Source organism: Rhizobium sp. T1470, from assembly GCF_042140505.1.
In the GTDB taxonomy this organism is placed as follows: Bacteria; Pseudomonadota; Alphaproteobacteria; order Rhizobiales; family Rhizobiaceae; genus Rhizobium; species Rhizobium favelukesii.
On sequence record NZ_CP148093.1, the window covers coordinates 519922 to 540866 of the forward strand.

The window sequence follows — 20945 nt, forward strand, 5'->3', positions numbered from 1 at the left end:
TCTGCTTATGCCGACTGTCCGGTCGAAATGGGGGGCAGTTCAGGGTCCTCGATACCGGCCGAAGACAACTGCGCGAGCATCTCGATAACAGCATCACCTTCGGCGGGGCACCATTTCGTCTCCGCGGCGCCGAGAACGTTGAGCCATCTCGACTTGCCCAGCACAGCGCCGATTGGCCCGGGGCGGGCAGGGGCAACCGCGTGTACCATCTGACCGACATAGGCGATCGCGTTCGAAACGTAGAACATCGGGTCCTGGCATCGACTGTGGACGAGCAGCGGAAGCCCCACCTCGCGATCCCCCTGTCGGTTGCAAACGTTGATCTGAATCGCGATACCCGATCCGCAAGGGTCTGGGTCGATGCCGCCGGTGCCGACCATTCAATCGGATCAATGTTAAAAAATTTGCAGATATCAAAGTTTAACTTTTCTGGCAGCGAGACGACTGGTGGAACCTGAAGGGGATCACCCACCACAATCGTCCGTCTGGCACGCATGATGGCACCGACAGCGGCTTGTGGTACTGCTTGACCCGCTTCATCGACCAATAGCCATCCGATACTCTCAGGCGATAGATCACCGAACATGGTCCGTACGGACGCAAAGGTCGTCGACATCGCCGGCACTACCATAAACAGACTAGACCAAAGGTCAGGAAGCAAAGCACGGTGAGCCGGCGATTTGAAGGCTCCGGCGGACATAGCCGTCATTAGCAAACCGAGATTGGCCCAATGACCTCATAGCTGTTCAAAAACGACAGCCAATCGAACAAAAGAAGAACGCAATTATCTCTTTGTCGAGAACTCCCGAACACGCCCCCAGAAGCCTTCCTTGCGTCGATGCTTGTCCTGTAGCGATGCCAGGAAGGCGGCATGATCCCCAAGATTGGCGTAGTCCGGAATTGCACTGTGCAGCGATTGGCACTCCGCGAGATGGCGGGCGGCATGACGGTATCGGGTCGACTTTGCGCGGTCCAACGTGTCACTGATCATAGCGCGTCGCAGCAGCACGGCGGCGAGCGGATAGGCTCCTTCGAGGGTTCGTGCGGCTGGATCCAACAGATAATAGGCATTGCCATCGATCTCAGTATGGCGTTGGAGGATGAGTTTGGCGGCTTGCTCATGCGCCGGCCATTCGATGAGAAAATCCAATGCCGACACCATATTGGGGAAGGTCAACGCATGGGTTAGAGCTTTTTCTTCGGCGATGACATCGTCGAAGTCAGCAAGCCGCTTCAGATAGTCTCGCAGACGGTCACGGAGAAGGTGCTTTTCAAAGCTGTCCCAACGAATCTGCTGTGCCTTTTCAGGCTCGCCTGTCGCGTCGAGCACATCGATATACACGTCCTCCCATTCGGAGTGACCAAAATAACTATGGTATCCATCAATCCAGAGATCATGAGTGGCGGCGACCCTCGGTGTCTGCCGCGCTTTCAGCGGGGTAAGAGCAATGAAAGCGTCAACGTCGTTCTCGCCATCGGCTATTTCCTGCAGGGTCCGCGCAATGGCGGGCGCCCGATGATCGTATTCGCCATTTCTTCGCGGGAGTCGATCAAGGGCGTCATGAAGCCTGGCTTTCAAATGATCGATGCCCTCTTTGCTCAGCGCCGGCATGATGGCGGGGATCAATCGGTCATATTCGCCGTAATGATTGTTGGTAACGGCGTCGAACGTCTGCTTGGCAAGCAGCAGCGGCTTTGGCTTGGCCTTGATGGCGACCCCTCCCAATTCATGACCGGCCTGCCGAAAGATCTCGCCAACGATGCCATTGCTGTCATCGACCCGATTGATGACCGGTCCCGCGAGGGCCATGAAGCGCCACATTAATTCAAGGGCCAAATCGGGTCTGGTTTTCGCAACGCGTTCGGTGATCATCTCGCGTTGCAGATCCAGGTCCTTCTCGAAAGCTTTCCGTTTCTGCCAATCGATAAAGGACGAGGCGTTTTTGATCGATGTCAGTCGCTTGCCGATCTCGGCAGCAAGTTCGTCTTCACCATCCTGTTCGGCAATCTCCAGCCGCAGACGCCGTTTAATATCACGATCTTCCTCCGCGAGCGCGAGAAGAATTTCCGCCAAGCGCTCGGCTCCGAGCGCAATGAGGTTCTTGGTGGTAACGGTTTTGCGCGTCGCCATGGTTATGCTCCCCACAGCCCGTCAAATCGCCTAGCGGCGACACGGGTGTAATGGGCGGTGTGCTTGGGGTCGCGATGGCAGAGATAATCCTGGATGAGACGCAGATCGTAGCCGCGATTGGCGAGCGAGAACCCGCAGGAATGCCGAAGCATATGGGGATGAACATTCGCCAGGTCGGCCCGCGTGGCGGCTGCGGCGATGATGTAGTTGACGGCCTGACGGGTGAACGGCTGGCTGCGCTCGGAGACGAAGAGCCACGGCAGATGATCGCGGCGCGCGACCAGCCAGCGTTTGATGCCACGCAGTTCATCGCCGGCGATCGGATGTTCGACGGACAATCCGTTCTTGAGGCGCGGGATCCAGATGCGTGCCTGTTTCAGGTTCACATCTTCGAGGCGCAGCGCGATTGCCTCGCTGACGCGCAGACCGTGGCGGTACATCATCTGGATGAGCAGGTGGTCGCGGCCGCCGTGACGGGATTTGCGGGCCGCTTCGAGCAGTGAAGCGATATCGGCCTCGCCGAGGAAATCCTTGCGACGTGCATGGCCGCCGGCGGCCAGCACCACATCACTCTTTACAATTCGCCGGTTGGCGATGTGCCTAGGGCGTAGCACGGCGCGATGTTTTCCTTGACCCGGATCCCGCCACTCTTCACAGAATGCGCTTTCTGTAAAGAGTTGGCTACGCGGCCGCCTTCATGCCGAAATCAATCCTCCGCTCCAGGTCGACCTCGAAGCGTCCATAGGGGTTGACGTGCGCATAGCTGAGCGGAGTCAAGCCGCGGTGGTCTTCCGCCGTCATGCGCGCCGCCCAGACCGGATTGCCCAGAACCGATTGCAGCGTCCGTGTGTTGACGTAAACAAGGCAGTTCTGGAGAAGGTGCAGCGCCAGCACCGAGATTTCCTGATCCTCCAGCCGGTTGGTCGCCACCTCGCCGCCCTTGCCGAAAAAGACAAAGCTGTTGGCGCTGTTCCAGTTCTCGACCACGTTCAGGTTTTCGTGGATTTCCTGCCGCAATGCCTCCATGCGCAAATAGCGGCACAGGAAGATCGTCTTGATCGCCCGTCCCAGTTCGGCGAGAGCCTTGTACGTGGGGTGCATGATCTCCGATCGCGCGAAGCGGCGCAGGATCGCTTCGGCATCGGCGATGCCGCGATGCATGGCGACGGCGTGCTTCACCATTTCGTCGTATTGCCGCTCGACACTGGCCCAGTCGATGACGTCTGAGAGGATCCCCATCAAATTCGGCAGCTCACCCTTCATGCCGGGACGCGGCAGGCACAGTTTCTGGCGCGCGATCGCCTTCAGACGCGGCGCCAGTTCAAAGCCGAGCAGCTTGCAGAAAGCGAACGCCACCTCGCTTTGACCGTGGCTGTCAACATACTGACGGCGAATCTCCAGGTCGGTGCAGTGGCGCAGCACGCCCTCGATCATGGCGGCGACCTCCGATGACGAGCAACGCTTGAGCTGCGAGTAGATGCAGGTCGAACGCTTCTCGACATGCCAGTAGATCATCACACCGCGACCGCCATAGCGGATATGCCATTCCGTCATCAGGTTGCGGTCCCAGGCGCCGAATTTCTTCGAGTCCGACGCGCACGCCGTGCCGACGTCACCCCAGATCATCGGATTACGGATCGCCAGGGTCGCGTTGGCCACGCGCCGCGCGGCGTCGCGCAGGGCTTCCACATGGATAAAACGCCGGTGGACATGAAGCAACTCTTTATAGCTTACGTCCTCTACGCCGGCGCTGACGCGCTTGAGCCCGGCATTGGTTCCAAGCCCGTACAGGCAAAGCAGAAGCCTGCGTTGCAGCGTAGCGGGATCAAGCGCCACGCGCTCGCCCGATGTCTTGAAGGCGTCGAGGAACCCGGTGTCGAGCGCGGCTTCCTTGAGAAGATCGAGCAAGGCCACCATTGGCCAGCGCCGTGCGACCTCCGCCTTCACCGCCGTCAGGCCGGGCGGTTCGGGTTGCGGCGGCGTTGGCGAAACGGAAACCCGGTTCGCCCCGCGCCAGAGAATGCGGACGCTTCGGTTGCCCGGCAACTCGGCGTTAAGGCGGCGCAATTCTTCCTCCATTTCCGTCTTGAGCGCGGCGGTGAAGGCGCGAGCATCCATCGACAGACCCAGATCGGCGTAATATTCGACCCGGCGACGGTCGAAATCCTTCGGCAAATCATCGTCCGGATTGCGGTGCCGATCGGCGCCAACCACCCAGATCTCCTTGGCCCGGATGCGCTCGCGCAACGCCTGCAGTACGCAAAGCTCGTAGTCGATCAGGTTGATCCGCCCGTCGCCCGCCATCACGAAATCGCGCCATTTGACCGGAATCACACCGTCAATCGGAACGCCGTTGCCGACGCTGAGCAACCGGCGGCCCTCGCGCCGCGCGCGGCGAATCCATGCCAACGCATTCAGAACGGGCCGGTGCGCAGCATTGTTCGAACGAAACTCCAAAACCTCCAGGAGCGGGGGAAGCATGCGCCGGTAGTGGCTGGCATAGGAGCCGCGCATCGTGTGATGAATCCGCTGGTCCCAGGCGCCCCGGGACTTGTATTCCGCCATAATCGCCTTGAGCTTCGTCTCCCCGGCCACGGGGAAGATCACATTGCGCACGGTACCGTCCGGATTTCCAGTTGCCGCCTCGGCAATGTCGGCCAGAAGCCGGTCCTTGCCAACAACGCGTTCAATATCGCGTGCGAGCGCCGCCGTTGTCCTGCGCTCGGCGGTCACCCCGATCTTGTGAACCGTCTCAAGCAGAAGATCGACCAGCCCATCGGTGATCTCCGCCTCGCGCGCCATCAGAAAAACCGCGTACATGCCCAACCGACGCGCTTGCGCATGCCGCCGTATCTCCCAGGCCGTCTCCTGCGCGACCCGGCGGCGAAAGCGCTCAATGACTGGTGCGCCGACCTCGGTGAGAATGCCGCGTGGCAGCCCCAGCCGGCGCACGAACGACAGGCGGGCCGCGGCCTTAAGGAGGCTATCCAGGGCAATCCGACCGGGATCGGCCTTGAGCGCAGAAAACCCGGCCAGCGCGTCTGGATCGCTCAGCGATGCCTCCATCCGCTCGATCGATTCCGGAGCAAGGGACGCCGTAATCTGTTTCAGAAGCCCTTCTTCGAAACGCCGTCTGGCCGAGCGGACCAGGCGTTGCGATGCAGATTTGCTTGGCGGCTGAATTTTGCGGGCCCAGCACCAGCGGTCGATCGGCTCAATCGTCGCCTCCAGCGCCGCACCGGATGGACAGACCTCCGTTTCGAGCCAGCGACGCAGCGCCTCAAGGTCGGGCGCTTCAAGCGTGCGGAAACCGAGAAAGTCCTGGATTTCCGCGCGGTGTCGCTGGCCATTGCGGCCTGACCAATCATAATCGATCAGTTCCGCCACAGGGCGCCCAAGCTGATCGCCAAGGTAGCATCCTGCCGCGTCGGGAATCTCTGCCGCCGATGCCGGAAACCGTCCCGCTAGCTGGTAGAATTTCAACTGCGCCGCGAAGCCGAGCCGCAATGCCTCCGATTTGGCCTCGATCCGCGCCAGCTCTTCAAACCCAAGGCTCCAGTGTTCCGCGAGTTCTTGTCTGCTCCAAGTCCGGCCCATCGGCGCGCCCTCGTTCGAGTATTCATCAGCGCCATCCTACCCAGACCTTTGGCCGGAGTTGCTGGGATGTTCCTTTCGTTGTCGTTTTTCAACAGCTATGAGGTCATTGGGCCAATGAAGGCGATCGGTGGGGTCTCGGACAGCGGGTTGGATCGGCCCAATCGCCCTTGCTGGGCTTGTTTCACCCAGATGAACAAGTGGTTCGCGTTCATGTCGTGACGCCGCGCCACAACCGACACCGGATCACCGGACTCCTGCACCTCACGCACGATCGCCAGCTTCTGCTCGACCGTCCAGGAGCGGCGCGTCCGCTGTCGGCCCGCACCCGGCGGCAGCGGCAGAGCCGCGGACGTGCTCGCTTCCACCGTCGACGGCCGCTCCATAGCCAGATACTTCATTCGCTAAGTGTCCACTTAATCTAAGCGGACACTAACGCCTCAAGGTACGCGTCAGTAGGCGGCCTTCGTCGTATGCGTACACAGAAGGAGCATCATCGGTCGTTCCAGTTCCTCCGCCAGCGCCGGACTTTCCCTGATCTGTTCCAAGACGGCGAACTCATTCACTCACTACGTGTCCCCGAAGTTGGCGAGATTTCGGACCTCCTCATGCTTGCCGCGAGCGATTGTCCGACCGCTGTGGGTAAATCCGGATTGTGGCCTCAAATCACGCAAATGGGAGGTGGTCCGACCTGCCCTCATGAACATGGTGGCTTGCAGCACGCGCGCTCCGGGAGAAAGTGTATCCATACGCGGAAGGCCGCGGAATTGGCTCGCGCGCAGGCGCACTTGCTGATGTATGGTGAGGCTGTCGCTCAGGCGATGTACTGATCCTGGGCCTTTTCGGCCTCACGGAGCCTTTTCCACGTCCACGGGAGCAGTTCGTGCAGGCGGGAGACGGGAAGATCGGCGATGCGTGCGAACACATCGGCGAGCCATGCCTTTGGGTCGACGTCGTTGAGACGGCAGGTCGTGATGAAGGTGAGCATGATGGCGGCACGATCGGCCCCACGCTGGGAACCGGCGAAGGTCCAGTTGCGGCGCCCGAGGGCAATACCTCTCAGCGCGCGCTCGGCGGCATTGTTCGTGAGACAAATCCGGCCATCTTCCAGGAAACCGGCAAAACCATCCCATCGCTTCAGCATGTAGTCGATCGGCTCGATGACCTCGGAGGATCTGCTGAGCGTGGCGCGCTCCCGTTTCAGCCACTCGTGCATGTCATCGAACAGCGGCTTGCTCTTTTCCTGCCGCGCGGCCAGTCGTTCTTCGGCGCTCAATCCATTGATCTGGCGCTCGATCTCGAACAGCGCATCGTACCGTTGGACGGCCTCCAATGCGATCGGCGAGATCGGCTTGCCTCTGCGTTTGCGATCACGGGCACTTTTCTGGATGTCGGCCAGTTCAAAGAATTTACGCCGCGCATGCGCATGGCAAAAGGCAAAGGTGATCGGCACCGCTTTCTTCTCGGCGACACTGAGCGGCTCGAAGCCATTGTAGCAATCGCTCTGCAGAATGCCGCCATACCCGGCCAGGTGTTTCTGCGGGTGCTCACCACGCCGGTTACTCGACGCATAGTATATTGCCGCCGGCGGCGCCGCACCGCCGAAGGGCAGGTCATCGCATACGTAAGTCCATATGCGCCCGGTCGTGCATTTGTCTTTGGCCTGAATGGGAATGGTGGTGTCGTCGCCGTGAAGGCGCTCGGCCGCGAAGACATGCGCCTCGATCAGATCAAAGACCGGCATGAGCGCGGCTGTCCCAAACCCGACCTGGTCAGCCAGCGTCGAGGTCGAAAGCTCGATGCCCTCGCTTTTGAACCGGGTGCTCTGGCGGTTGAGAGGGCTATGCATTCCGAACTTGTCGAACAGGATCGTGGCCAGCAGATGAGGGCCGATGAAGCCGCGCGGCGTGGCATGGAACGGCGCCGGCGGCTGGCTGATCGACTCGCAGTCACGGCAGGTAAATTTCTCCCGCACCGTCTCGATCACTTTGAACCGGCGCGGAATCTCCTCCAGCGTCTCAGTGACGTCCTCGCCCAGTTTCGACAAACGCGATCCACCGCAACAGACACAAGCGGTGGGAGGATCGATGATCACACGTTGTCGCTCGATATCCTCCGGCCAGGGCTTTCGTACCGGCCGTTTGCGTGTAAACGAACGCACGCTCGATGTCCTGGCAGCCGCAGCCTGCGCCGCAATTTCATCCTCCGTCGCCGCCATCACCAGCTCTTCGAGCTGCAATTCCATCTGGTCGATCAGTCGCGCCGTGCGCTCAGATCTCTGGCCGCGCAGTTCGCGCTTCAGCTTTTCGATCGCCAGTTCCAGACGGGCAATCAGTGCCTCGCTGTCCGATAACATGGCCTGCGCATTGGCGGCTTGCGCCACCGCAATGTCCCGCTCGGCGACGACGGTGTCGCGCTCGGCAACAACGACATCGCGTTCAGCCTGTAACATCTCACGCTCGGAAAGCAGCGCCAGATAGGCGCTCGCAAGGTCCGCGGGAAGATCGGCAGGCTTCGAATTCATGAAGCCATTCGATCAGATTCTCCCTGTATTTTCAATGTAATAATGCTATCAGACCCGTGTCGGACGCCATGTTTCCTGCGGATTGCGCCAGTCGATCCCGGACAACAAATAAGACAGTTGTGCTGGAGAGATCGCAACCGCACCGCCCTCCAAATTCGGCCAGATGAACCGGCCTCGCTCCAGCCGCCGGGTAAAAAGGCAGGCACCCAAACCGTCATGCCAGATGATCTTCAAAATATCCGATCTGCGGCCCCTGAAGACGAAGAGATGCCCTGACAACGGATCATGCTTCAGAACCTCCTGCACCCGAAGCGCCAGAGAGGGGAAGCCACAGCGCATGTCCGTATACCCCGTCGAAAGCCAGACCTTGACGCCTGTTCCCATCGGAAACGGATTCACCGCAGCGTCTCCAGTCCGCGCATGATCTGAAGCAGCGCCTCAACGTCGACATCGCGGTCCACGATCACACGGCGACCATTCGAGCTGACAACCTCCATCCGGCCGGCGTTCGGCAATGACCCTGCTGCCGGCTCTATCTCTGGAACAAGCAGTGCTGGGATAAAGCCGCCGGCAGGCGACCCAACATCCAGTTGCCACGCTCGTGCGAGCCGCCGCCATTCATATAACTGCGAACGGGAAATCCCATGTCGCCGCGCCGTCGTCGCACACAAGCCAGGTTCCGAATAGCTCTCGGCGACAATCTGCAGCTTCATCTCTTTGCTGAAGCGTCGCCGCCGGCCGCTATCGACAATCTCAAGCCGTTCCATTCCGCACTGTCCTTTTTGACGTCAATAAGGACAGTCAGTGCCAAATCCGACAATTCCTACAAGGCGGCCCTGCTCGGATGCGTACGTTCGAGCCGACGATAAACACGACATTCGCGGCTTTTGGCGAGCATTATGGTACGGCAATTTTGCCGACGCGGTCGAAAAAACCTCGTGACAAAGCGAAAATTGAGGGAGCGGTTTTAATCGCAGAACGTTGGATTTTGGCGCGGCTTCGCAACCAGACTTTCTTCTCGCTTGAAGATCTGAACATTGCCATTGCCGGGCTCCTGACCGATCTCAACAGCCGCACCATGCGCCATATCGGCAAGTCCCGGCGCGAACTCTTCGAAGATATCGAACGCGAAGCTCTCGGGCCGCTGCCAGCAACAGACTTCGAATATGCGGAGTGGAAATCGGCGAAGGTTCATCCCGACTATCATGTGGAAGTGGAGAAGACCGTCTATTCCGTGCCGCACAGCCTGATCGGCCAGATGGTCACCGTGCGGCTGACGCATCGCCTGGTCGAGATATTCTGCAATCACAAGCGGGTCGCTTCCCATCATCGCCGTTCCGGGCGCAACGGGCACGTCACGGTCAAGGAGCATATGCCCAAATCCCATCAGCGTCATGCCGGAATGAGCGCGGCAAGCCTTATCCGGCAGGCCGGCAAGATCAGCACCAACACGGGCATCCTCGTTGAAAGGGTCATCCGCGACAAGCCTCATCCCGAACAGGGATATCGTGCTGCGCTCGGCATTCTTTCCCTCGCCAGACGCTATGAACATGATCGCCTTGATGCTGCATGCGAACGCGCACTCACCATCAATGCGCTGACCTACTCGTCAGTTCGATCCATTCTTCAGGCGGGGCTCGACCGGGCGGGTTCGGCCGTGGAGCCCGGAAAGCCGCTGCCCATGCACACGAACATTCGCGGTCGCGGATATTACCACTGAGGAAAACGGCAATACCGCCGGCGCACGGCCTGAGCCCCTTGCCGCGCTACGCAATGTGGGAAGCTTCACGCATCAGGGGGCTCAGGCTCCATTGATCGGGCTGATTGCACCGAATGAGGTTCATCAGCGCCGAGATCGTAGAAAGAAGGAATGACAATGCTGACCAATCCAACACTTGAACACATGTATGCGCTCGGCCTGTCCGGGATGGCGGTCGCATGGCGGGAACTGGCGGACCTGCCCGAAGCCAGAGCGATGGAGAAAGACGAATGGCTGGGCCTCATGCTGGACCGTGAGATTGCCGTGCGCGCCGATAAGCGGCTGACAACGCGCCTGGCGGCCGCAAGGCTTCGCTTCCCTGAAGCCTGCGTCGAAGATATCGACTTCCACGCTGCCCGTAATCTCGATCGTCGGGCGACAATGGCGCTGGCGCAGGGGCAATGGCTCAAGAACCGTGAGAATTTGATCATCACGGGTAAAACCGGCACGGGGAAGTCGTGGCTGGCCTGCGCATTTGCACGTCAGGCCGCGCGCCACGATCATAGCGTTCTTTACGTTCGCGCCCCCCGGCTCTTCGAAGATCTCGCCATGGCCAAGCTGGACGGACGTTATCCGAAGATCATAAACAGGCTGATGAAGGTACAGTTGCTCGTCCTCGACGACTTCGCGACACACAGCCTCAACGATCAGCAGCGCTTCCATCTCTTCGAAATCATCGAGGAACGGTACCAACTAAATCGACACTCATCACGGCGCAGGTGCCCGTGAGCGCCTGGCACGATCTCATCGGAGATGCCACCGTCGCCGACGCCATCCTGGACCGCCTCGTTCATAATGCCCATCGCATCAATTTGGAAGGGGATAGCATGCGCAAGGCCAAATCCGGCATTGACTCCGCGCCGAACGTGAACGACGAAATTACGAAAGGCTGATCAACAACAGGCCTGAAAAACGCTGCGCCTAAACTGTCCGCACATTAGCGGAGGAGGTGTCCGCGATTAGTGGAATACGCATCCTAATCGCGCAGGGAGATCAATTTCCACGTCCTGGAATTCAAGATAATCATTGTACAGTGGAAAATACGCCTTATATACCGCCTCCTTCAAAACGAAGAGGTCCCGCCGCTTGAGCAGATGTAGATCGTACATGCGTTGCTCGTTAGGGGTGGCAATGAGTTCGATCAGGTTCTCCGGCAGAGGTTCATTAGGCTCAATGTCGATGCCGAGAGCCGCAATCCTTTTCGTCCCTGCAATGGCGGCGGCTGCTACGGTATCGTGGTGCGCCAAAGATCCGACGATGCCGGGTGGCCAGATCGGAACACCAGAGCGCGTCTTGAGGATCGGCAGTTGTGGAATCCCAGTTGCCCAAGGAGTGTTCTGGCGACTACTCTTGCAGCACCGCTTTGGCGGCGAACTTTGGTGACAGCGCGTCCCAACGAGGTAACTTCGGAAGCGTACAAGGTGGAGTCGTCAGCCGGTTCTATTGGACGGATGCCGACGAGGATGTTCTGTTGATCAATGGTGATAGTCTCCATTCTGTCTGGTCCCTTTGGGCTTTTCGAATGAGAAGCTCAGCCAATGCAGCTTGACTTGACGTTGGAATTGCTCGACTCGGATCGTCGATCAGCAGCGGCGGCAGACCACATTTGCTTCCCATCTTTGGATCACCGAGCCAGAACTCTCCGACATTTGGGGATTGTCGCGATCCGAGACTGAACCTCGTCTGGGTGCCAGAACCGTCGGTACAGTTCGCTAGGGATCTTTTTCAAGAACCCTTGTTAAAGGCGTAGAAATGGCTCGGGCCAGAGCCTTGCGGTTTTCCAGAACACTCATCATCGTCAGGTGGTCGCCTACAATCGGGACGGCAGTAATGGCCTCCGGACTCAAGACCCGGTCCCAGCCGCGCATAGGCGAACTTGCCTCTGGGCATAATGAGCTCTTAGCTTGTCGTGCCCGAGATATAGCGCGACGATCAGGATGCGACGCGAGCGACAATCTGGATGAGATTCTTATGTCGCGGTTGGAGCGAAGTTATCATGTTGATTGTCGCTGGCAAGAGTTTCATCGTGTTCTGATTGCCGCTCCGCGACAAGCTGGGAAGAGCTTTTGATTGTCGCGAATGAGGCGGGTCTGCCGCGCTGGCGTTTGGCTTCCATGGCCGAACGCCGCCGGTAGCTTTCGACATTCATCTCGAAGATTGTTGCGTGATGGACAAGTCGGTCCACCGCGGCAAGCGTCATGGCCGGGTCTGGAAAGACGCGGTTCCATTCTCCGAAGGGCTGATTGGCGGTGATCATGATGGAACGCCGCTCATATCTTGCGGAGATGAGTTCGAAGAGCACGCTCGTTTCGGCCTGGTCCTTGGTGACGTAGGCCAGGTCGTCGAGGATGAGAAGATCGAACTTGTCGAGCTTTGCGATGGCGGCTTCGAGCTGAAGCTCCCTCCGCGCGACCTGAAGCTTCTGGACGAGATCGGTCGTGCGGGTGAAGAGCACGCGCCAGCCGTTCTCGATTAGCGCGAGGCCGACGGCTGCGGCGAGATGGCTCTTTCCGCCGCCGGGCGGACCGAACATCAGGATATTGGCGCCTTTGGCGAGCCAGCTATCGCCGGCTGCAATCGCCATGACCTGGGCCTTGGAGACCATGGGAACAGCGTCGAAGGCGAAGCTGTCGAGCGTCTTTCCGGGTGGCAGGTGGGCCTCGGCGAGGTGTCTTTCGATCCTGCGATGGGCGCGTTCGGCCAATTCATGCTCGGCGATGGCCGAGAGGAAACGGGCAGCAGGCCATCCTTCCCGATCGGCCTGCTCGGCAAATTGGTGCCAGAACGTCTTGATCGTCGGCAGCCTCAGTTCGTTGAGCATGATGCCGAGGCGGGCTTCATCGACTGTGTGGATGTTGCTCTTCATGCGACCTCTCCCGCATAGGCCGTGCCGATCAGGGCTTCATAACCATTGAGCGACGCGAGTTGCACATGAACGATCGGCAACTGATCCGGGTCCGGGCTGAAGACCGCTCTCAAAGCCGCCAGATCAGGCAGTTTGTGGGCGTCGAGCGTTTTGGCAAGCTCCTCGGCCAGTTCACGCTCGCAACTGCGATCGTGAGCCAAGGCAAGCAGTTCCACGGTGATCTTGCAAGCCTGCCGCTCGGGCAGTTGCTCGATGAGCGCGTCGAAAGTCCTGCGATATTCCGGCCTGGGGAAGAGCTTGTCGCGATAGACGAGCCCCAAAAGCGCCATCGGCTTTTTGCGCAGGGAATGAATGACGTGATGATAGTTGACGACTTGATCGTGCTTGCCACTCGCATGGGCGCGGCCTCGGGGTAATGTCAGCAGATGCGTGCCGCCGATGAAGACGTCGAGGCGATCGTCGAACAGACGCACCCGCAGCCGGTGGCCAATCAGACGGGAAGGCACGGTGTAGAAGACCTTGCGCAAGGCGAAGCCGCCGGTGCTCGATACGGTGACGATGACCTCTTCGAAGTCGGTGGTGCGACGATCGGGAAGAGCTTGCAGATGCGTGCGCTCGGCATCGATGCGCTTGCCATGTGCGGCATTGCGGCGGCTGACGATCTCATCGATGAAGGCGCGATAGGATCCGAGGTCGCCAAAGTCCCTGGTTCCGCGCATCAGCAGAGCATCGCGGATCGCATTCTTGAGATGGCCGTGGGAACTTTCGATCGAGCCGTTCTCGTGCGCGACGCCCTTGTTGTTGCGCGTCGGCGTCATGCGATAATGGGCGCACAGTTCGTCGTAGCGATGCGTCAGATCGACCTTGGCGTCGGCATCGAGGTTGCGGAAGGCGGCCGATAAGCTGTCGCTGCGATGATAGAGCGGCGAACCGCCAACCGACCACAGGGCGTTCTGCAGCCCCTCGGCCAGAGCGACGAAGCTCTCTCCACCCAGGATGACATGGGCATGCTCGAAGCCCGACCAGACCAGCCGGAAGTGATAAAGCAGATGATCGAGCGATTGGCCGGCGATCGTCACGCCGAGGCTGCCCATGTCGGTAAAATCCGACAGTCCTAACCGACCGGGTTCGTGCATCTGACGGAAGATCACTTCCTGCTCCTGACCGTGAACAGCCCGCCATGATCGGATACGACGCTCAATCGTACGGCGAACACCTTCTGACAGCTCTGGATGACGCCGCAGCATCTCGTTGTAAACGGCGACCGCTCGGATGCCGGGCGCGGCCTTGAGGAGCGGAACAACCTCGGCGTCGAAGATGTGCTCAAGGGGATCGGGGCGACGCCGGTCGCGCGGCGGCTTGGTCTGCGATGGAAGACGCGCATCCTTCTCGATGCGGTAAGCCGTCGCCCGGCTGATCGACGCCTTGGCGGCAGCGACCTCAATGGGGTTGTTTTGTCGGTACTTCATAAAAAGCCTCGTCTGATGATCGGTTACATGGCGACCCGGCACAAAGGTGATTCTCCATTCTCAGAAAATCACCGACGCTACCGGGCCAACCGCGATCATGAGACGCCGAAAAATTGCGCCGCGGCGGGGGTGTAACTCCAGTCGGGCTACGCCCTCCCTTCGTCACACCCCCGCCGCCGAGTCTCATCCTGATTGACGCTGAGTCTCACCTTGTTTGTCGCCGCGCACCGAGAACTGAAGAGAGCCTCGGTGGCATAAAATTGATGTATCTCAATTGGCAGGGTTGGGACTTGGTACGCCTGCAGCGCCCTATGAAATTGGGCGATTCTTTCAGACATCTGAACGTCATTGTGGAGATCACGATCCGGAGGTATCGCCCCAATTTGCTGTGCCTTTTCAAGCAGCTGAGCAATTGAACATTGTCCAGCAAAGCGTTCCAACACTTCGAAGCTCTCATCATCCAAGGGTTCAAAAGAATCCAGTACTACGTTTCGTATCATTTGGGTGGGCGATATGCTTGATGGATTTGCAGGTAGCGTAACATCGATGAGAGCGATGAACGACACAGCGTCATCGAGACTCAGCAAGCGCTGGGCGATTGCGTAAGCCAAGATCCCGCCTGATGAGTATCCAGCGAAGCGATATGGACCCTGCGGTTGAATTTCTTTGATCGCGAGGATGACCTGATCAGCTATCGCTTCAAGGGTCAGTGGACGAACTTCATCGAAAGACGGCCATGACAAAGCATAGACGGGACAGTCTACGTCCATTTCCTTTACCAAACTGGGGACATAGGAACAATCGCCCAAACCTGTGGGAACAAAGAACAGCGGCGGCTGCGAGCCGGTTGCTTGAACGGATATCACTCCCGGATTGCTGGGCTGTGGTTCCAAGTGGATCTTCGATGCAAAGTCCGTCAGAACAGGGGCTTGGAAGAGGTCGGCGGTGCTGAACTTCAGCCCAAGATCTGATGCTCGGCTGAGCAACTGCACCGCCAAGAGCGAGTGGCCGCCGAGTTCGAAGAAGTTGTCGTGGCGTCCGACCCGCTCGAGCCCGAGAAGCTCGGCCCAGATCTGCGCCAGCGCCGTCTCGACCGCGCCCTGCGGCGCCTCATAGGCCGCCCGCGCATAGGCGCCGTCGTCGGGGGCCGGCAGCGCCTGGCGGTCGAGCTTGCCGTTCGGTGTCAGCGGCAGCGCCGCGAGCCGCACGAACGCAGCCGGCACCATGTAGTCCGGCAGCCGCCCGCTCACATGCGCGCGCATGGCGCCGGCAAGCCCGCCGCCATCGGCCTCGTCCGAGCCTGCCTCGGGTCCACACACGACATAGGCGACAAGGTGCTTCTCGCCGGCACGGTCCTGGCGCGCCACCACCACCGCCTCGCGCACCCAGGCGTGCTCGCAAAGCCGCGCGGCGATCTCGCCCGGCTCGATGCGGAAGCCGCGGATCTTCACCTGGTCGTCGTTGCGGCCCAAAAACTCCAGATTGCCGTCCGGCAGATAACGCCCCAGGTCGCCGCTCCGGTACAGCCGGTCGCCCTCCACAAAGGGACTGGCGATGAACCGCTCCGCTGTCAGCTCGGGACGGTTGAGGTAGCCACGCGCCACCCCCGCCCCGCCGATGTAAAGCTCACCCACCGCCCCGAACGGAACCGGCGCACCATGACCGTCCAGCAGATACACCCGCGTGTTCGCAATCGGGCGCCCGATCGGGACAACTGACCCATCAAAATCAGCCGGGCAATTCCAAACCGTCGCGCAGACCGTTGCTTCGGTCGGGCCATAAGCGTTGACGATAGATGCCGAGGCCAGACTTCGGACGAGTTCAGCCTTCGGCAGTTCGCCAGCAAGAATGAGAACGTGCGATGCCAAACATCCCGGATCCCGGCTTGCCTGAAGCAAGGCTGGAGGCAATGTCGCATGGGTTATGGCTTCGCTTCGCAGGTAATCCGATAGCTTGTTACTCGCTTGGCGGAGCTCGTCCGCAGGCAAGTGCAATGCGGCGCCTGAGCCAAAAGCCATGACAAGCTCCCAAGCACTTGCATCAAAACCGAAGGAGGCGAACTGCACGACACGGCTATTTGAACAGACGCCAAAAAGCCCGATCTGAGCCAACCCCAGATTGACCAGGTTGTGGTGCTCGACCATGACGCCCTTTGGGGTTCCGGTGGAGCCGGAGGTGTAGATGACATAGGCGAGATGGCGCGGGCTCAGGCCCAGCGCACGCGGGTCGGGATCCGAGGCGGGCAGTTCGGCCCAGGCCGGGGTCGCCGTCTCCAGATCGACCACGCTGACATCGGCCAGCGCCTCCGCGCCGAGGGCGGCGCGGCCGGCCGCATCGCAAAGCAGCAGCCGCGGCGCGGCATCCTCGAGAACCTGCCGCAGCCGCGCGCAGGGATAGGCCGGATCCAGCGGCAGATAGGCGCCGCCCGCCTTGAGGATCGCCAAAAGACCCACCACCATCGCCGGGCTGCGTTCCAGGCAGATCGCCACCGGCTGATCCGGCCTGACCCCAAGGGCGATCAGATGATGGGCCAGCCGGTTGGCCCGCGCGTTGAGCTCGCCATAGCTTAGGTGCTCCTCCTCATGGACCACCGCCACCGCCTCCGGCGCCTTTTGCACCTGTTGCTCGAACAGCTCGTGGATGCAAAGATCCGACGGATAGGCCGCCGCCGTCCGGTTCAGATCCTCCAGCAGATAGGTGCGCTCCTCGGACGACAGCAGCTCGATGCGGCCGACCGGCTGCCCGGCATCGGCAGCCATCGCCCGCAGCAATGCCAGCAGATAACCACGCTGCCGCTCGATCGTCGCTTCGTCGAACAGCGCCGTGGCATAGCCGATTGTTCCGGCGATCTCCTCGCCATGCTCGCCAAGGCTTAGCTCCAGATCGAACTTGACCTGATCGAGCCCCTCCCCGGCAGCCTCCACGCACAGCCCCGGCAGATCCAATGACCCGACGGTGTTGTTCTGCCAGGCCAGCATCACCTGGAACAACGGCGTGTGATCAAGATGCCGCGGCGGCTGCACGATCTCGACCACCTGCTCGAACGGCAGGTCCTGATGCTCCTGGGCGGCCAGTGCCGTGCGCCGCGTCCGTTCCAGAAGCTCCGACACGCTCGGCGCGCCCGACAGGTCCAGCCGCAGCGCCAGGGTGTTGACGAAGAAGCCGATCAACTCTTCGATCTCGCGCCGGCCTCGATTGGCGCTCGGCACGCCGATCACAAGGTCGTCCTGCCCCGACAGGCGCGACAGCACCGCCGCCCAGGCCGTCAGCACCGTCATGAACAACGTCGTGCCATGCTGCCGGCTCAGCCGCTTCAGACCCCGCGTCAGATCCGCATCGATGACGATCGGAACCGTCGCCCCGGCAAACGACTGCTGGGCCGGCCGCGGCCGGTCCGTCGGCAAGACAAGACGGGCCGGAGCGCCAGACAGGGCGTCGCGCCAATACTGCGCCTGGGTCTGCAGCCGTTCCCCCGACAGCCACTGCCGTTGCCAGGCGGCATAATCCGGATATTGGATCGCAAGCGGCGGCAAAGGATCGTCCTGTCCAGCCTCGAACGCCCGGTAAAGCTGACTGAGTTCACGCACCAGCACGCCCATCGACCAGCCGTCGGAGACGATGTGATGCTGCGTCAGCAGGAAGACGTGCTCCGCATCCGACATCCGGATCAGACGCCCGCGGATCAGCGGGCCACCCGCAAGATCGAACGGTATGCGCGCCTCTTCATGGCACAGATCCAAAAGCGCCGCTTCCGCGTCCCGCCTGTCCCGCAGATCGTGCTCCAGCACCGGCAGCCCTGCCTCCGGCGGCAGGACCTCAACCCGGGGCTTGCCATCCGACGCGACAAAGACACTGCGCAGCGCCTCGTGTCGGGCAAACAGACGGTCGAGGCTGCGCTGCCACGCGGTGCGGTCGAGCACACCACGCAGCCGCAGGGCCAGCGGAATGTGATAGTTGGTGCTGCCCTCGTCCAGCTGCGCCAGGAACCACAGCCGCTGCTGCGCGAACGACAGTGCAAGCGGCTCGTCGCGCGACACGGCAACAATCGCCGGCAGGTCTTGCGGACCGCAGCGGCTCAACACATCGACGATGCTTGCCGCCAGATCGGCCAGCACCGGGTTGGCGAACAGCGTCGACAGCGGCAGCTCGACACCCAGGGCCTGCGACAACCGGCTCAACAGCTGCACGGCCAAGAGCGAGTGGCCGCCGAGTTCGAAGAAGTTGTCGTGGCGTCCGACCCGCTCGAGCCCGAGAAGCTCGGCCCAGATCTGCGCCAGCGCCGTCTCGACCGCGCCCTGCGGCGCCTCATAGGCCGCCCGCGCATAGGCATCGTCGTCGGGGGCCGGCAGTGCCTTGCGGTCGAGCTTGCCGTTCGGCGTCAGCGGCAGCGCCGCGAGCCGCACGAACGCAGCCGGCACCATGTAGTCCGGCAGCCGCGCGCCCAGATGCGCGCGCAAGGCGCCGGCAAGCGCGCCGCCATCGTCCTCGTCCGATCCTGCCTCGGGTCCACACACGACATAGGCGACAAGGTGCTTGTCGCCGGCGCGGTCCTGGCGCGCCACCACCACCGCCTCGCGCACCCAGGCGTGCTCGCAAAGCCGCGCCGCGACCTCCCCCGGCTCGATGCGGAAGCCGCGGATCTTCACCTGGTCGTCGTTGCGGCCCAGAAACTCCAGATTGCCGTCCGGCAGATAACGCGCCAGATCGCCGGTCTTATACAGCCGATCGCCTTCCACAAAGGGACTGGCGATGAACCGCTCCGCCGTCAGATCGGCACGGTTCAGGTAGCCACGCGCAACCCCCGCCCCGCCAATGTAAAGCTCACCCACCGCCCCGAACGGCACGGGAGCACCATGACCGTCCAGCAGATAGGCCACCGAATTCCGAATTGGTCGACCCAGCGGCACCCGTTGCCGGCTATCGAACTCAGCAGGCACCGGATAGCAGAGACTGAAGGTGGTATTCTCTGTCGGGCCATAGCCATTTGAGACCCGCAGCGTCGGATGTCGCTTCTGGCATGCCCTTATGGAAGCCGCGGAGACCTCTTCGCCCCCGACCAGCAGTTGCTGTAGCCGATCAGTACTCCGCTCCTCCTCCACATAGACGTCGAACAATCGGGCAGTCATCCAGGCGATGGTGACGCCTTGGTCTCGGATGACCTGGGCCAGCGTTGCGGTCGAAAGGTGACGTTCAGGATAGAGCACAATGCTGGCGCCGTTCGCCAAGGCTCCCCAGAGCTCGAACGTGGTCGCGTCGAATGTGGGCGAGGATGCGTTGAGAAAGACGTCCCGCGGGGAGATCTCTACGAAATCGTTCCCCGCCACAAGGCGCACCACTCCGCGATGCTTGACCATGACGCCCTTTGGGGTTCCGGTTGAGCCGGAGGTGTAGATGACATAGGCGAGATGGCGCGAGGTGAGGCCAAGGGCGCGCGGGTCGGGATCGCAAGCGGGCAGTTCGGCCCAGGCCGGGGTGCCCTCCAGATCGACCACCCTCACATCGGCCAGCGCCTCCGCGCCGAGCGCGGCGCGGCCGGCCGCATCGGCCAGCAGCAGCCGCGGGGCGGCATCGCCGAGAATCTGCCGCAGCCGTGCGCAGGGATAGGCCGGGTCCAGCGGCAGATAGGCGCCGCCCGCCTTGAGGATCGCCAAAAGTCCGACCACCATCGCCGGGCTGCGCTCCAGGCAGATCGCCACCGGCTGGTCCGGCTTCACACCCAGTGCGATCAGATGATGCGCCAGCCGGTTGGCCCGCGCGTTGAGCTCGCCATAGCTCAGGCGCTCGTCCTCATGGACCACCGCCACCGCCTCCGGCGCCTTTTGCACCTGCGCCTCGAACAGCTCGTGGATGCACCGCTCCGACGGATAGACCGCCGCCGTCCGGTTCAACTGCTCCAGCAGATAGGTGCGTTCGGCGGCCGGCAGGATATCGATGCGGCCGACCGGCTGCCGCGCATCGGCCATCACGCCACATAACAGTGTTTGCAAATGCTGCGTCATACGGTCGATCTGCTCCGGTGCCAATCGACTTGCATCAAAGTGCCATCGAAAGCTCCCATCCTGAGTGCAAACCTCAAACGTCAGCAAATCGCCGGACAGGGTTGTCTCGGAACTCGCGTTCGAAGCTAGATCGCCAGCGGCAGAACAGCTATCTGTTGTAATCGTGATGCCAATCGACCAGGGCCGGCGCGAACGTAGCACCTCCACATCCCGCAATGTCGGGCAGCGTGCGATAAGATCCCGCGCGAAGCTGCCGTGCTCCGTCAGCCGAGCGAATTCGGCGGCCACCGCCCTGCGCACTTTTTCAAAATGATGTGCAAGATCAATGGTAACTTCCATCGGCACGACAGAGGCGATAAGCATCTCCACCGCTTCGGAGCCGGCTTGCAATCTATCCGATGCAGGCTTCCATCCCAGTTGAAGCTCTGTTTCTCCCGTGATGCGGGCGAGATAGATCAGCCAAGCCGTTACCAAGTATCCCGTGCGATCGAGTGGCGACAGTTTAGCCAAAGCACTTGGAATGGCCCCCGAACTCGACTGCCATCTTGGCGGCGCTTCAGCCACGGGCGACGACAGGAAAGGAAACTGCAATGTTTTAAACCG

At 61.0% G+C, this 20945-nt stretch carries 12 protein-coding genes and 5 pseudogenes; 3 read left to right on the forward strand and 14 right to left on the reverse strand.

Going from position 1 to position 20945, the window contains the following annotated elements:
- Nucleotides 1-5: 5 nt before the first annotated feature.
- The 6 genes and pseudogenes from WGT02_RS32295 to WGT02_RS32320 form a co-directional block, all read right to left on the reverse strand.
- The gene (locus WGT02_RS32295; RefSeq protein ID WP_225040445.1) at nucleotides 6-380 is read right to left on the reverse strand and encodes a hypothetical protein; all 375 of its coding nucleotides are present in this window, start codon (nucleotides 378-380) and stop codon (nucleotides 6-8) included.
- A gap of 119 nt (nucleotides 381-499) precedes the next feature.
- A pseudogene (locus WGT02_RS32300) lies at nucleotides 500-709 on the reverse strand (hypothetical protein); the annotation flags it as partial.
- A 75-nt stretch (nucleotides 710-784) separates the two neighbouring features.
- On the reverse strand, nucleotides 785-2131 hold the full coding sequence (locus WGT02_RS32305) for a DUF6880 family protein (RefSeq protein ID WP_208245761.1): 1347 nt from the start codon (nucleotides 2129-2131) through the stop codon (nucleotides 785-787).
- 2 nt (nucleotides 2132-2133) lie between these two features.
- On the reverse strand, nucleotides 2134-2745 hold the full coding sequence (locus tag WGT02_RS32310; protein ID WP_208245759.1) for a tyrosine-type recombinase/integrase: 612 nt from the start codon (nucleotides 2743-2745) through the stop codon (nucleotides 2134-2136).
- Nucleotides 2746-2812: 67 nt separating this feature from the next.
- Entirely contained in the window at nucleotides 2813-5728 is a 2916-nt protein-coding gene (locus WGT02_RS32315) for a Tn3 family transposase (protein ID WP_208246110.1), read from the reverse strand.
- Nucleotides 5729-5823: 95 nt separating this feature from the next.
- Nucleotides 5824-6126 (reverse strand): transposase, encoded by a 303-nt coding sequence (locus tag WGT02_RS32320; RefSeq protein WP_208246112.1) that lies wholly within the window; start codon nucleotides 6124-6126, stop codon nucleotides 5824-5826.
- 172 nt (nucleotides 6127-6298) lie between these two features.
- Here WGT02_RS32320 and WGT02_RS32325 point away from each other — a divergent pair, with 172 nt between their 5' ends.
- Nucleotides 6299-6520 (forward strand): hypothetical protein, encoded by a 222-nt coding sequence (locus WGT02_RS32325; RefSeq protein ID WP_375679673.1) that lies wholly within the window; start codon nucleotides 6299-6301, stop codon nucleotides 6518-6520.
- Nucleotides 6521-6539: 19 nt separating this feature from the next.
- Here WGT02_RS32325 and WGT02_RS32330 read toward each other — a convergent pair whose 3' ends face one another.
- Genes WGT02_RS32330 through WGT02_RS32340 form a run of 3 tightly spaced genes read right to left on the reverse strand, consistent with a single transcriptional unit; the run spans nucleotide 6540 to nucleotide 9016 of the window.
- Complete coding sequence (locus tag WGT02_RS32330) at nucleotides 6540-8249, reverse strand: IS66 family transposase (protein ID WP_208246114.1); 1710 nt, start codon at nucleotides 8247-8249, stop codon at nucleotides 6540-6542.
- Nucleotides 8250-8297: 48 nt separating this feature from the next.
- A complete protein-coding gene (tnpB, locus tag WGT02_RS32335; RefSeq protein WP_208246417.1) occupies nucleotides 8298-8633 on the reverse strand; it encodes an IS66 family insertion sequence element accessory protein TnpB in 336 nt (111 codons plus the stop codon).
- Nucleotides 8634-8644: 11 nt separating this feature from the next.
- Nucleotides 8645-9016, reverse strand: coding sequence for a transposase (locus tag WGT02_RS32340; RefSeq protein ID WP_208246116.1), 372 nt, complete (start codon nucleotides 9014-9016; stop codon nucleotides 8645-8647).
- Nucleotides 9017-9096: 80 nt separating this feature from the next.
- On the opposite strand from WGT02_RS32340, the pseudogene WGT02_RS32345 reads away from it, so the two are divergent.
- Together WGT02_RS32345 and istB (WGT02_RS32350) are read left to right on the forward strand one after the other, a co-directional pair.
- Nucleotides 9097-9969, forward strand: a pseudogene (locus WGT02_RS32345) (IS21 family transposase); the annotation flags it as partial.
- Between the two features lie 156 nt (nucleotides 9970-10125).
- A pseudogene (gene istB / locus WGT02_RS32350) lies at nucleotides 10126-10901 on the forward strand (IS21-like element helper ATPase IstB).
- 66 nt (nucleotides 10902-10967) lie between these two features.
- Here the strand turns inward: istB (WGT02_RS32350) and WGT02_RS32355 are convergent.
- The 5 genes and pseudogenes from WGT02_RS32355 to WGT02_RS32375 form a co-directional block, all read right to left on the reverse strand.
- A complete protein-coding gene (locus tag WGT02_RS32355; protein ID WP_263623154.1) occupies nucleotides 10968-11255 on the reverse strand; it encodes a 4'-phosphopantetheinyl transferase superfamily protein in 288 nt (95 codons plus the stop codon).
- Nucleotides 11256-11270: 15 nt separating this feature from the next.
- Nucleotides 11271-11324 (reverse strand): annotated as a pseudogene (locus WGT02_RS32360) (hypothetical protein); the annotation flags it as partial.
- Nucleotides 11325-11977: 653 nt separating this feature from the next.
- Nucleotides 11978-12874, reverse strand: coding sequence for an IS21-like element helper ATPase IstB (istB, locus tag WGT02_RS32365; RefSeq protein WP_208245168.1), 897 nt, complete (start codon nucleotides 12872-12874; stop codon nucleotides 11978-11980).
- Entirely contained in the window at nucleotides 12871-14343 is a 1473-nt protein-coding gene (gene istA, locus WGT02_RS32370) for an IS21 family transposase (protein ID WP_208245170.1), read from the reverse strand. The genes istB (WGT02_RS32365) and istA overlap by 4 nt, the downstream gene beginning before the upstream one ends.
- A gap of 146 nt (nucleotides 14344-14489) precedes the next feature.
- Nucleotides 14490-20342, reverse strand: a pseudogene (locus tag WGT02_RS32375) (non-ribosomal peptide synthetase); the annotation flags it as partial.
- Nucleotides 20343-20945: the final 603 nt, after the last annotated feature.